We start from the raw sequence: 11,737 nt of genomic DNA on the forward strand, positions 1-11,737 counted from the left end.
CGCGGAACCAAGCCTGAGGTCCGATCACCAACCTCGCTCGATGGAGCTAGGCGCCGACGGTCTGGCTGTGGTACTTCATCTGCTCGTCGGAGCGGACGACCTTGTTGGAGTCGTGCATCGACGGCGCGAGCAGGTCCACGGTCTCGACGACGCCCCGCCCAGGAACTTCGATCACGCCCCGATCTCCGGGGAAGTACCGGGGATCGAGGGCGTTCGGGGACCAGACGTCGTAGCGGCACCCCTGGGTGAGCAGCATGATCCAGTTCGGTTCCAGGTGGTTGAGCCGAACCATGAACAGCGCGTAGAACAGGTTCGCGCTCGTCTCCGTGTAGGTGTTGGCGCCCACGGTCACCCACACCTGCACGTCGTCGCCGATCACCTGCCAGGTCACCCGCGCGTCCAGCGCGCCTGGCTCGCCGGTCTCGGGATGCTTGGCCCACACCCGGACCAACCGGGACACCGGAGCTCCCCCCTGCGGTGTCGGTTGCATGTTTCCTCCTCCTGGACGTTCGGTTGGTCAGAGCCTGCTGCGAAGCAGGTTTTCACGTTCGACGAGCCGCGATAGCTCGCTGCGGATCTCAGCCGCCCTCGCGGGCGGTGGCCCCTGGTCCAGGGCTTGGGAGAGCTTTTCCTTGACCCCTTCGATGGACCGCAGTTCTTGCAGAAGATCGGCCTCGGTGCGAGGTAGCGGCTCGGATGGCGGTTCTGGGCGTTGTGGCGCCTCCGGCTCGTGCGGATGGGGATCCGGCGCGTCGTGCGGATCGGGCCGGTGGCCGTCGTCCATCCAGCTGTCGGGCATGTCGTCGTCCCAGTCCGGCCTCGGGCGGCCCGGCGTGTCCGTGCCGGGGCTGTATGACGGTTCCGGCGGTGGTTCGGGTTGGCTGCCCTGCGGGCCGAAGGGCTTGTCGTGTTCCGGGGCGTGGTTGTCGTACGGATTCGACGGCGCGTCCGGGAAGGGGCGGTCCGTGGGCAGCGAGTCGTAGTCGCCCCACGGGGTCGTGGGCGTTTCCGGGGCGTGGCGGGCGGTGTCGCCGAGGCGGTCCGCCGTTTTGGCCACGTCGGTGGCTTTGCCCATGTCACCGAGGCCTTCGCCGATCTTGCCGGCGATCTTGGTCGCCCTGGTGGCCACGCCGGCGCCGCCGAAGGCCGAGGCGACCGCGTCCGGGGCCATCGAGCCGAGGGCCTTCGCCGGGTTCTGCTTCCAGCCGTCCACGTCGACGACCGTTTTGACCGCCTGGTAGGGGTTCTCGACCACCGACATCAACGTGGTCGAGGCGGCCTTGTCGAACGCCGCCTTGCCTTCGGGGTCGATGCCCCACATGCCGGGCTGGCTGTAGAGGAATGCCTCCCCGAGGCCCCAGAGGCCCGTGCCCACGCCCACGACGCCCTCGACGGCGCCCGCGCCGAAGTCGTAGAGCAGATCTCCCGCTCCTTGGAAACCGTCGACGAGGTTCGCGCCGATCTGCGCGAGTTTGCTCGGCTTCGCCGGCGCGGCCTGGACCGCTTCCAGGACGATCCGGGTGGCCTGCTCGTCCGCCGCCTGCACGGCAGCCTTGGCCGCGGCGATCTGGGCTTCGGCCCGGGCCCGAACCTCGGCGTTGGGATCGGCGAACGCGCCCGGCGCGACGTCCGAGCTCCCGGATTCGTACGCCTTGACCGCCGCGTTGTGCTGCTTCGCCGCGGCCAGGGACGCCTCGTTCGCGCGGTCGAGTTCCTCCTTGGCGCGCGCGGCCTTCTCCTTCTCCTCGGCGAGGACCTTCTGGTAGTCGAGGACGGCCTTGCCCGCGTCGCCGAACGCGTCGGCCGCCGCCAACCACTCCGCCGGGGCCTTGTCTAGGTAGCTCTCCCGGAAAGCGTCGCCCGCCTGGCCGGTCCAGCCGCCGGAGTCGATCGACTTGATGCCCTGACCGGCGCGGTCGAACGCGCCGCCGAGCTTGGTCAGGTGTTCGCCGACTTCGGCGACCGTAGCCGGATCACCCGGGATGACGTCCTGTGCGACCAGTCCGGCCAGCTGGCCGAGCTTGTGCAGTTCGTGCCCGGCCTCGGCGACGTCCTGTTCGAAGGTGGTGCTGTTGCTGACCATCAGCCCTCTCGCAACGTCTCGACGAGCTTCTGCTGCGCCTCGGCATCCATCTGCTGGTAGGCGGCGCGCGCCTCGCCGAGCGCGTCGACGGCGGCGTTGCCGTCTTCGACCAGGTACCGGATGCCGAATTCCCAGGCGTCGCCGAAAGCCAGCAGCGCGGCGCCGAGCGAGCCGGGCCCGATGTGCGGGGCGGAGTCCAGCATCTTCTCCCGCACGCCCATGCCCTGCGCGCCACCGGATGCGAATCCCCACCCGGCCATCTCGCCGAGCTCGGCCACGGCGTCCCGGATGCCCGATTCGGCGCTCTCCAGGGCGCCCACGTTTACGGTGAAACCGTTGTGCGCCATCACCTTCCGCTTTCAGTCAGTGCGATTTCGTCGGGCACGAGCCCGCGAACCGGCGCGAGCGCCGTGCCGTGCTCGCTCCCCGGATCGAGGACCAGTCCGGTGCCCCTGGGCAGCGCGGGAAGGCACTGGTCGATGAGTTCGGCGCCGGTCAGCTCGCCATAGCGCACGGTGTCGGCGCCGCGGCCGGCGGCGCGGTAGAACTCGGCCATCCGGCTCAGCGAGGTGAACACCCCGAGCCAGGACAGCCCGCCGTCACGACCGGTCGGCAGCGCGAAGCCACCGTCCTCATCGGACACCGCCACGTAGACCGTCGTGCCGCGCAGGGCAGCGGCGAGCTGCGGGATGGTCGCCTGGTCGGTGCGGAACAGGCGCAGGGCGTCGAGCAACTCGGCGGCAGGTCCAGGCTCCGGCTCGTCGAAGATCGAACCGGTCAGCCGGAGTACGCCCTGGCTGGGAAAACCCGTGCCAGGACGGCATTGTGCAAGCGTCATGGAGCCACGCCTCCCCAGCGCGGATCATGGAATCAACGGGGCGGAACAGTACCCAAGCGGACAGGTGTCGATGCCCATTTGATCATCACTCACCGTGCCGAGAAGATCACGGTCCGAGTTGCTCCGTTCGGCGGTAAGTGACCCGTGCGTACTTGGTGTCGCTATAGCGACACCAAGTACGCACGGGTGGTGATGCGCCTGGTCAGCGGGCCGCGAGGTCGGCCTCGACCTGGGCGATGGCCTCGTCGAAGGCGCGCCGGAACGCCGCTACTTCCCACGGGTGCAGGCGGAAGGACTCGGTGTCGTCCGGCCCGCACACCCCCAGCTCGCCCGCCCCGACGCCGATCGAGCACACCGCGAGCTCCCCGCGCGAATCCCGGCACCGCAACAACCACTCCCGCCGCGGCTGCGACTCCTGGACCGGAGACTCCCCAGCGCTGCTGGCCATCTCAACCTCCCGATGTTGAATCCGGTGGACACTAGAAATAATCGGTTGCGTGCATTTCTTCTCTCAAGTACACGATTCGGTGATGGATCATCGGAGGTCGCGGCGATACCGTTTTCCATCGATGCAAGGAGGTTTCAATGGCGCGTCGTGCAGGCCCTTCGGTTCGCTCTCGGCGGTTGGCGCATGTGCTGCGCAAGCAGCGCATCGCTGCGGGGTTGACTGCGGCTGAGCTCGCGAGGGCGATCGGAATGTCGGCGAGCAAGGTCAGTCGCTTCGAGAGCGGCGAGAGTGGGATCTACCTGGACGACCTGGAGAAACTGCTCGACTTCTACCGGCTGTCGAAGAAACGTCGCGTCGAGCTCCTGGACATAGCCCGTCATGCCGAGGAACGCGGCTGGCTGCGGCTGAGTAATGCGAATCTACCGGAGGACTGGCAGACCTGGGTTGATTTCGAAGACGAAGCAAACGCGCTCTTGAACTACGAGCCCCTGGTTGTTCCTGGTTTGCTGCAAACGCCGGAGTACACCAGGGCGATCATCGACGCGACTGGCCAGTTGAGTCCTCGGGAAGTTGATTCGCTGGTATCTGCGCGGATGGCTCGGCAAGGCCTCCTCGACAAGGAGGAGCCGGTTCACTTGCACGCGATCATCGAAGAGACCGCCCTGACCCGTCCGGTCGGTCCAGGTGGCGCGCTCGAGCGACAGCTTCGGCATCTGGTTGATGCGGCATCGCGGCCGCACATCACGATCCAGGTGATGCCCCACGACGTTGGGTTGCATCCGGGGTTGAACGGCCCCTTCGCGATCTTGGAGTACGGCTCTGAAGCGAGCTTGGTGCTGCTCGAGCACAAGACGGTCAACTTGTTCATGGACGAGGAAGACCAGTTGGCCGTGTACTCGTCAGCGTGGGATCAGCTTGTCAGCAAGGCGAGAGAACCGGATGACTCGATCAAGTTCGTTCAAGCCCTCATGGGGTGATCGCCGCGTGCCATCATGCAGACATGAGTCCTCGTGGCCTATCTGCTGCAGTCTGGCGCAAGTCGAGCCGCAGTACTGCAAGTTCGAATTGCGTGGAAGTCGCATTTGTCGGGGACGTGTGGCAGAAGTCCAACCGCAGCTCAGCCAACTCCAACTGCGTGGAAGTCGCCTGGCAGAAGTCGAGTCGTAGCGCGAACACCGCCAACTGGGTCGAGGTCGCCCGGCGGGACGCTGTCGTCGGGGTTCGGGACTCGAAGGATCGAGGTGGCGGTGTGCTGGTCTTTTCCGCTGCTCGGTGGGCCGACTTCGTCGGTGGGCTCATGCGGGTCCGCGCATAGGCCCGTTGGGTTGGTGTGAAGTTTTTGAGAGTTGGTGCGTGGCGGGAAGTCGCGCTGCTAGGGTCGGCCTTCGACCGGGTGATCAGACGCCGCGACCTGGGGGTTTCCCGCGATGACGACGCCAGCACCACCTTCGCCGCCGGTTCCCGGTGGCGCCGGTCAGACCATCACCGTCAACAAGGACAACGTCCTCGAGGTCCGCAAGGCCATCCTGATGGCAGCGGAGGACGCCAAGTTCAAGTTGATGGAGCTTGCACCCAGCCTGCGGGTGTCATCGCCTGCTGCGGATGACATCAGCAAGACTGCTTCGTCGGTTTGGACCGCGAATCTCATCGGCAATCCGGATTCCCACTTCCAGCGGCTGGTGCAGTACGTGGAGAACGTCATCGACCTGGGAGACCAAGTCGGCGAGGCGGCCAAGCAGTACGGCTTCACCGACGATGAGATCAAGGCGTCGTTCCAAATGCAGCAGAGGCAGATGTGAGGGGTCTGGTGCGGGCGCGTCTTGGGTACGGATTGATCGCGGTGGCTGCGGTCGCAGCGCTGACCAGTTGCACGGTGAACGGCCCGGACCCGGACTCCGAGCCGCCTGCCACTTCGGCTCCGACGACGAAGAGCTCTTCACTGGATCTGCCGCAACGGCCGCGAGATCTGGCGATCGCCGGCAAGCAGGACGCCGAGATCTGCGCCTGGCTGAAGTCGGAGCAGAAGCAGTCGCTGCAGATCGGTGGCTCCGGTAGGCCGGTGCAGAGGAACGGGAACAACTACAACGGCTGCGCTTTCCTCGGCGAAGCCGGAAATGCCCAGTTCGGATTTGCTCTCCGGGTGGTGCCCGAGGGAATCCAGTCGTTCATGTCGGAGGTCAACTCGTCGCCGGAATCCGAGAAGGCGTTCGAGATCAACGGCTTCGGCGCCGTGCAGGGACAGATCGCTGGTGGCGAAAGCCTTGGCTGCGATGTGTTCGTCGACGCGGCCGAAGGCCAGACGCTCTGGATCAACATGATGCTCCAAACCCCCGGCGGCATGGACAACGACCAGATGTGCGAGCGGGCGAAGCAGGCCGCCGAGGCGGCCGTGACGACCTTGCAGGGTAGCTAGGGGGAGTCGTGACCAGCATCGATCCGATCCGGGACATCCGGTTCGAGGGGATGGACATCCCCCAGCTCCAGGAATGGATCACGCAGATCAAGCAGGGGCGCGGCGCGGAGTCGATGCAGGGCGCGGTGCGCGCGCTGGACGAGTGCGTGAAGGTGGTCGTCGATCTCGACGACACGCTGCGGCGCGAGCTCGGCAAGCTGCAGATCGCGTGGGAGGGCAACGCCGGCAGCCTCGCGGCGGCGGCGACCCAGCAGCAGTCCGTCTTCATGGCCGATGCCCCGGATCCCCTGAAGGCATCCGCGGACAGCGTCGACGCGCAGGGCCGGGGCTACGAGTCCGCCCGCAACGGGCTGCCGAACAACGACGAGCTCAAGCACAAGCAGTCGGAGAACGCGCTCGAATGGGCCGGTGGTGCCTTCGGCTACGAGAGCGACTACGACAAAGAAGCCAAGAACATCGAGGGCCAGAAGCAGGCCGCGCAGGCCGCGCTCAGCTCGTACCGCAACACCTCGGTCAGCCAGGCCGATTCCTACCAGCCGCTGCCCGAGATGCCGCCCGCGACGGTGTCCGCGCAGTCGGCGTCCGGGACGAGCATGCCGACCGTCGGCGTGGGTTCGGTCGGCGGCTACTACGGCGGCTCGGCGGTCGACCCGGGCACGTCCGGTGTCGTCGTCGGCGGCGGTAACATCGGCGGCGGAATCAAGCGCGGCGACGGCGTGGGTGCGCAGGATCCCGCCGACCGCAGCAGCACGGGTCGGCACCCGGACGAGCGCGAGACCGGCGGCGAGGCGGACCAGACTCCGGAGGCCGCCGCGACGAGCAGCGGCATCAACCCCGGCACGGTGCTCGGCATCGCCGCAGGTGGTGCGGCGGTCGCGGGTATCGGCGCCTACGCCGCGAGCAGGATGCTCGGCGGCCGGGGCCCGGCCGCGGCATCGGCCGGCGGTGGCTCGGCTTCCGGGCTGAGCCGGGGCGGTTCGTCCGGCATCGGCGGCGGGCCCGGCGACACGGTGGCCGGGCGGTCCGCGGGCAACACGCCGGGCAGCCGCCCGGCGGCCGGTTCGATGATGGGACCGGCGGCGACCCGCGGCGACAAGCGCAGCGAAGACGCGGAGCACGAGAACAAGTACGTCGCCGACGAAACCCCGTTCGACGACGAGCGGCTGGTCGCACCGCCGGTGCTCGGGCACTTCGAGCCCGACGACGAAGCCGACGAGGATTCCCCCGACGACGAGCCGAAGAAGCGGGACTGACGTTGCGCCCTGGAGCAGAAGCCGATCCGATCGTGCTGTCCGCATTGGAATTCGATGTGGTCTGCGAGGCGGAGAAGCTCACCGAGCGCCGGCACATCATCCTCAACGTGCCGAGCCCGGGAGCGACCTACTCGGAGCGCGCGCAGCTCGTCGCGGACGTGTGGGCCGGGCTCCGCAAGCGCCGCCTGGCGGAGCCGCACCGCGACCGCGTCGACGTCGACTTCGCGGACCTGCTGGGCCTGCTGGACCGGCCGCAGCGCAGCATCGACGTGCGGATCTGGGCGGACCGCTCGATTCGTGCCCTGGCGTCGGCGAACGGCGGCACCGGCCTGCTGGCCATTGTGGATGGTGACATCGTCGAGCTGACCCCGATCCGGGCGAGTTCGCTGGTGGAGGCGGCGGTGTCGGTGGCGGGCGACATGGCGCCGGGGCCGGGCCGAGCGGTGAGCCTGCCCAACGAGATCCTCCGCGAAGCCAGCGACTACGCGGGCCCGAACAACCCGCTGCTGTTCACCGACGAACTCCGGTCCCTGGGCATCGCCCCGGACGACGCGGCGGACGTGGCGAACATGGCGGACGGAATGGGAATCCGGGGCCAGTTCGGCGTGGAGGTCTGCCCGAACCGAGGCGGAAGGCCGGAGCGGGCGAACAGGGTGGTGGCGTTCCACGACACGGGCAAGGGCCGCTACAGCCACGTGGTCCGCCCCAGCGGAGACGGCCGCCGCTGGAGCACGATAGCCCCGGCGGACAACGCGAGAATCGCGGAGTACACCCGAGAACTCCTGGCCGAGATCTGGGACGACTGAGTCGTCGCCGCCGCTTGGCACATCCTGTTCCGCCGCGCAGAGCCATCTCTTAGCCTGGGCGGGACTCGGTGGAGGTGTGGTGTGGTCGGGTATTCGGAGTTGGTCGAGCGGGCTCGGGCGCTGGCCGGCAGCGGGCAGCGGCGGATCTTGGGGATCGCCGGGGCTCCCGCGGCCGGGAAGGGGTTCGTCGCCCGGCGGGTCGTCCGAGAGCTCGGCGGCGCCGCCGTTCTCGTGCCGATGGACGGCTTCCACCTGGCCAACGGCCAGCTGCGGCGGCTCGGGCGGGCCGACCGGAAAGGCGCTCCCGACACCTTCGACGCCGCCGGGTACGTCGCGCTGCTCCGGCGGATCCGGGAATGCGGGCCCGGCACCGTTTACGCCCCCGAGTTCCACCGGGAGATCGAGGAGTCCTACGCCGGGGCCATCGCCGTCGATCCCGATGTGCCGCTGGTGATCACCGAGGGCAATTACCTGCTGCTGGATTCGCCGCCGTGGTCGGCGGTCCGGGAACTGCTCGACGAGGCGTGGTTCCTCGCGCCCGACGACGATGTCCGGGTGCGGCGGCTCATCGATCGGCACATCGGTTACGGGCGGACTCCGGAGGAAGCCGAGGAATGGGTTCACCGCAGCGACGAGCGCAACGCCGCCATCATCTCGGCGAGTCGAGACCGGGCCGATCTGGTCGTCGCCGGCGACCCCGAATGATTTCACGAATCGTATCTGAATGAGGTTTTTCCAACCTCAGTTTGCGTGGCGGTGCGGGTGGCGGAACCTCAGAGGCTCCCTGGTCTGTGGGTGCCCCTCCTGATGTATGTCCAATACACGGCGGAGGGGCCGTCCTCGCCAGGAAGCCTCTGAGAACCCGCGGCGGTGCAGGTGTCGTAGGTGGGCTATGCGCCTGCGGCGCATGCGGCACCCCATCGATGTGCACCTTTGTGGCCCGCGGCTGCGGGTTGACCAGGATGAAAAACCCTCAATAAATTTCAAAAATGGGGTAGTATGTTGTCGGCGGGCCTGTGGAGTGGCTCGTCGTCAATGTCCAGGTGATCTATTGGACAACTTGCTGAGCTGCGAAAACATTGATGATTGGCCGCTGGTCAATTGGTTCGTTCATTCGCTCATTGTTGGCTGGAAAGTCCGCCGGAATGCTGGCTATGTTGGCCCCAGTCCGGTTCCGGACGGCATTTCCAAAGCCCGGAGAAGCGATTGCGTTCGGCGGAGATGCCGAATCGCGAAGCTCCCGGGTGAACGGTCTCAGCGAGGAGTGAACAATCATGACCAGCAAGCTGGCTCGCGTTTTCGCAATCGGCGCTTCGGGTGCTGTGCTGTTGGGTGGGATGCTCGTCGTCGCGCCGGTTGCTTCGGCGAGTGCGCAGGGATGCACGGGCACCAATCTGCGCACCGATCCGGCTCTCCTGTGCACCACCGTCGACGGTGAGAGCACGACGGTCAAGAACATCCAGGCCTCGATCGACATCAAGAACTACACCTGCAACGCCGACTTCAAGGTCTGGGGCACCTACGCGGACGGCCGGAAGTACTCCGACACCGGGCACGCCAAGTGCGGCCTCGGCCGGGTCTGGGTCGATTTCAAGCCCGGCGGCGGCAAGTTCAAGAACGGCACCAAGGTGTGCGGCGCGCTGGTCGAGAACGGCAAGGTCCGGGCGGAACACGCCTGCATCGAGATCAAGAAGTGACCGGGCGTGCCGTGAGCCCGGGCGGCGGGCTCACGGCACCACCGCCACGTCGAAGTAGATCGGGCGCAGGGCGCTCGCCGGGTAGAACAGCACCCCGTTCTCGTCCACCATCTTCCACGCGATCTTGCACCGCCCCGGCACGCTGCCCGCCGCCACCGGCACGCTCAGCCGCACCGCCTGCCCCGGCTCGACCACGGCGATCGACACCCGGTGCGGCGCGGTGCACTGCGATCCGCCTTCGCGGCCGGCCTGCTCGAGGTAGCGGCCGGTCCAGCGGACCTGGCCGATGTTGCGCAGTTCCCAGGTCTTGACGAAGTTCCCGCCGGCCTTGACCTCGATCCCGTCCGGCGGGTCTTCGCCCAGCATGAACGAGGCGTCGCCGGGGATCGGGCGCTGCGGCGGCGACAGCCAGAAGAACACGCCCGAACCAGCCGCCAGCACGACCAGGACCGCGAGCACGATCAGCGGCCAGCGCCGCTTCGGTGCAGGAGCAGGAGTCGGAGCAGGATCGGGAACCACTTCGGCAGCACCACTCGCCCGGGCCTCCTCCCAGTGGCGAGTCCACTCGCGACGGACGGACTCGGCTTCCTGGCCGAGCGCGTTCACCGCGAGGCTGCGGACGAATTCCCAGGTCGTCTCCCACGACGGCAGATCCCGGCCCCGGGCCGCCGCCGACAGCGCCGACTTCGACGCCGCCGCGCCGAACTCGGCGCGCATCCGGTCGTAGGACGGATCGCCCGCGGCCTCCTTCAGCTCGCACAGCCGGAACGCGAATTCGGCGACCGGGCCGTCCGCCGGGTCGGGGCGCTGCTGCTTCCGGCCGCGTTTGCCGGTGCTCGCCGCCGCCTCGTCCATCGTTCGACCTCGCCCGTGCGCTGGTGTTCTGACCGCCACGCGACATTTACTAGCACGGTTCCGTGACGATGGGTGCACGGGTGGGCGCGTAGCGTCAGCGCTCGGCGAGTTCCGCCCGCACGTCGTCGGGGATCCGGCCGGTGTGGTCGATCGGCGTCCACGGCTCGCTGCGGATCCACTGGGAGCCGCAGCCGCGGCAGGCCAGCAGCGGAAACCCGCTGAGCTCCTTGGGTGTCCGATGCCACGAGCACAGCGACCGGCACGCGTGGACGGCCAGCGTCACGCGTCGTCCCCGGTCGGTTCCCACCCGGTGGTGTCCGTCGGCACCGGGTCCTCGGTGGTGGTCGTCGGGGTCGGCTTGCTCGTCGTCGGCGGCTTGGTGGGGGTGACCGTCGGCCGCGTCGGCGGCGCGGGCTGCTCCGGCGGCGACGGCGGAACCGGGAAGTCGCTGGAGACTTCGGTGCTCGTCAGCGTGGTCGACGACGTGGTCCGGCTGGCGGTCGTGGACGTCTCCGAAGTCGCGCTGCCGCTCAACGTCGCCGGGGGCATCAGCGGCGGCGTGGTCCACGTCTCCGCCGGCCGCGACGTGGCGGTCGGCTTCAGCGTGAAGTCCGGCGTCGCCTCGTCGTGCTGCTGCGCACCGGCGACCATCGCGGCGGTCGTCGCGAAGACGGTGGCCACCGCGATGCCGGCCGCGGCCAGCATCACCAGCTGCTTTGGCCGGGCGTCCGGGTCGTCCGGCAACATCGGGTCCATTGCGTGCCCCACTCGTCGGGCGGCCTGCGCCGGGTGCCCCGAAACCCCAGGCTCCCAGCCGAATCGGGCGGATCATACCGACAGCCCGAGCAACCGCGGTCGTCGACGCGAGCCAACGCCGCGCGCGCGGTGATCGTGCGGCATCATGCCGGGCGTGACCGATTCGCAACAGGCACGACTGACCGCTTGGGTGCACGGGCGGGTGCAGGGCGTGGGTTTCCGCTGGTGGACGCGTTCCCGGGCGCTGGAGCTCGGCCTGGTGGGCAGCGCGACCAACCGGCCGGGGAGCCGGGTCGAGGTGGTCGCCGAAGGGTCCCGCGAGGCCTGCGCGAAGCTCCTGGCGGCGCTGCGCTCCGGTGAAACCCCGGGGTACGTCGACCACGTCGCCGAGCAGTGGTCCGAGCCCAAGGGCGGGCTGACCGGTTTCGTCGAGCGCTAACAGCGGTTTCGCCTGGTCGGAAGCCGTGCGTACTTTGTGTCGCTATAACAACCAAAAGTACGCACGGGTCCGGGGCGCACCCGGCGTTGATCTTCCGGTGCCCGGTGCGCGGGGAAAATCGCCGCAACCAGCGGTTCTGCGCAGTCGCG

General features: G+C 68.2%; 17 protein-coding genes. 9 read left to right on the forward strand and 8 right to left on the reverse strand.

Annotated elements, in window-relative coordinates; genetic code table 11:
- Positions 1–46: 46 nt before the first annotated feature.
- The 5 genes from BLW84_RS07265 to BLW84_RS07285 form a co-directional block, all read right to left on the reverse strand.
- On the reverse strand, positions 47–460 hold the full coding sequence (locus BLW84_RS07265) for a hypothetical protein (RefSeq protein WP_093262706.1): 414 nt from the start codon (positions 458–460) through the stop codon (positions 47–49).
- 57 nt (positions 461–517) lie between these two features.
- On the reverse strand, positions 518–2,083 hold the full coding sequence (locus tag BLW84_RS07270) for a putative T7SS-secreted protein (RefSeq protein WP_093262707.1): 1,566 nt from the start codon (positions 2,081–2,083) through the stop codon (positions 518–520).
- Entirely contained in the window at positions 2,083–2,403 is a 321-nt protein-coding gene (locus tag BLW84_RS07275) for a hypothetical protein (RefSeq protein ID WP_143060882.1), read from the reverse strand. Before BLW84_RS07275 ends, BLW84_RS07270 begins: the two co-directional genes overlap by 1 nt.
- 26 nt (positions 2,404–2,429) lie before the next feature.
- A complete protein-coding gene (locus BLW84_RS07280) occupies positions 2,430–2,921 on the reverse strand; it encodes an SseB family protein (protein WP_093262709.1) in 492 nt (163 codons plus the stop codon).
- A gap of 202 nt (positions 2,922–3,123) precedes the next feature.
- Positions 3,124–3,369, reverse strand: coding sequence for a hypothetical protein (locus BLW84_RS07285; protein ID WP_093262710.1), 246 nt, complete (start codon positions 3,367–3,369; stop codon positions 3,124–3,126).
- Positions 3,370–3,554: 185 nt separating this feature from the next.
- Between BLW84_RS07285 and BLW84_RS07290 the strand changes: the two genes are divergently transcribed.
- From BLW84_RS07290 to BLW84_RS07325, 8 genes are all read left to right on the forward strand, one after another.
- Positions 3,555–4,346, forward strand: a complete 792-nt coding sequence (locus BLW84_RS07290; RefSeq protein WP_245761011.1) for a helix-turn-helix domain-containing protein — start codon at positions 3,555–3,557, stop codon at positions 4,344–4,346.
- 23 nt (positions 4,347–4,369) lie between these two features.
- A complete protein-coding gene (locus BLW84_RS07295; RefSeq protein WP_093263084.1) occupies positions 4,370–4,684 on the forward strand; it encodes a DUF397 domain-containing protein in 315 nt (104 codons plus the stop codon).
- Between the two features lie 112 nt (positions 4,685–4,796).
- Positions 4,797–5,168 (forward strand): hypothetical protein, encoded by a 372-nt coding sequence (locus BLW84_RS07300; RefSeq protein ID WP_177226334.1) that lies wholly within the window; start codon positions 4,797–4,799, stop codon positions 5,166–5,168.
- A gap of 41 nt (positions 5,169–5,209) precedes the next feature.
- A complete protein-coding gene (locus BLW84_RS07305; protein ID WP_177226335.1) occupies positions 5,210–5,782 on the forward strand; it encodes a DUF3558 domain-containing protein in 573 nt (190 codons plus the stop codon).
- A gap of 8 nt (positions 5,783–5,790) precedes the next feature.
- Positions 5,791–7,035, forward strand: coding sequence for a PPE domain-containing protein (locus BLW84_RS07310; protein WP_093262713.1), 1,245 nt, complete (start codon positions 5,791–5,793; stop codon positions 7,033–7,035).
- A gap of 2 nt (positions 7,036–7,037) precedes the next feature.
- Entirely contained in the window at positions 7,038–7,841 is an 804-nt protein-coding gene (locus BLW84_RS07315; RefSeq protein ID WP_093262715.1) for an ESX secretion-associated protein EspG, read from the forward strand.
- A gap of 81 nt (positions 7,842–7,922) precedes the next feature.
- Entirely contained in the window at positions 7,923–8,546 is a 624-nt protein-coding gene (locus BLW84_RS07320; RefSeq protein WP_093262720.1) for a nucleoside/nucleotide kinase family protein, read from the forward strand.
- 569 nt (positions 8,547–9,115) lie between these two features.
- Entirely contained in the window at positions 9,116–9,538 is a 423-nt protein-coding gene (locus BLW84_RS07325; RefSeq protein WP_093262723.1) for a hypothetical protein, read from the forward strand.
- A gap of 30 nt (positions 9,539–9,568) precedes the next feature.
- Here the strand turns inward: BLW84_RS07325 and BLW84_RS07330 are convergent, their stop codons facing one another.
- From BLW84_RS07330 to BLW84_RS07340, 3 genes are all read right to left on the reverse strand, one after another.
- Positions 9,569–10,393, reverse strand: a complete 825-nt coding sequence (locus tag BLW84_RS07330; RefSeq protein ID WP_093262725.1) for an NBR1-Ig-like domain-containing protein — start codon at positions 10,391–10,393, stop codon at positions 9,569–9,571.
- Positions 10,394–10,487: 94 nt separating this feature from the next.
- The gene (locus BLW84_RS07335; RefSeq protein WP_093262727.1) at positions 10,488–10,676 is read right to left on the reverse strand and encodes a hypothetical protein; all 189 of its coding nucleotides are present in this window, start codon (positions 10,674–10,676) and stop codon (positions 10,488–10,490) included.
- The gene (locus tag BLW84_RS07340; protein WP_093262729.1) at positions 10,673–11,149 is read right to left on the reverse strand and encodes a hypothetical protein; all 477 of its coding nucleotides are present in this window, start codon (positions 11,147–11,149) and stop codon (positions 10,673–10,675) included. The genes BLW84_RS07335 and BLW84_RS07340 overlap by 4 nt, the downstream gene beginning before the upstream one ends.
- Positions 11,150–11,294: 145 nt before the next feature.
- Between BLW84_RS07340 and BLW84_RS07345 the strand changes: the two genes are divergently transcribed.
- On the forward strand, positions 11,295–11,588 hold the full coding sequence (locus BLW84_RS07345) for an acylphosphatase (RefSeq protein ID WP_093262731.1): 294 nt from the start codon (positions 11,295–11,297) through the stop codon (positions 11,586–11,588).
- Positions 11,589–11,737 lie beyond the last annotated feature (149 nt).

Origin of the sequence: Saccharopolyspora shandongensis, assembly GCF_900106995.1 — a bacterium.
Lineage (GTDB): Bacteria > Actinomycetota > Actinomycetes > Mycobacteriales > Pseudonocardiaceae > Saccharopolyspora > Saccharopolyspora shandongensis.

Coding starts and splice junctions, on each gene's coding strand:
- BLW84_RS07270 (WP_093262707.1), bottom strand. CDS start 2,083: ATGGTCAGCAACAGCACCACCTTCGAACAGGACGTCGCCGAGGCCGGG.
- BLW84_RS07295 (WP_093263084.1), top strand. CDS start 4,370: ATGAGTCCTCGTGGCCTATCTGCTGCAGTCTGGCGCAAGTCGAGCCGC.
- BLW84_RS07345 (WP_093262731.1), top strand. CDS start 11,295: ATGCCGGGCGTGACCGATTCGCAACAGGCACGACTGACCGCTTGGGTG.
- BLW84_RS07300 (WP_177226334.1), top strand. CDS start 4,797: ATGACGACGCCAGCACCACCTTCGCCGCCGGTTCCCGGTGGCGCCGGT.
- BLW84_RS07340 (WP_093262729.1), bottom strand. CDS start 11,149: ATGGACCCGATGTTGCCGGACGACCCGGACGCCCGGCCAAAGCAGCTG.
- BLW84_RS07325 (WP_093262723.1), top strand. CDS start 9,116: ATGACCAGCAAGCTGGCTCGCGTTTTCGCAATCGGCGCTTCGGGTGCT.
- BLW84_RS07330 (WP_093262725.1), bottom strand. CDS start 10,393: ATGGACGAGGCGGCGGCGAGCACCGGCAAACGCGGCCGGAAGCAGCAG.
- BLW84_RS07280 (WP_093262709.1), bottom strand. CDS start 2,921: ATGACGCTTGCACAATGCCGTCCTGGCACGGGTTTTCCCAGCCAGGGC.
- BLW84_RS07285 (WP_093262710.1), bottom strand. CDS start 3,369: ATGGCCAGCAGCGCTGGGGAGTCTCCGGTCCAGGAGTCGCAGCCGCGG.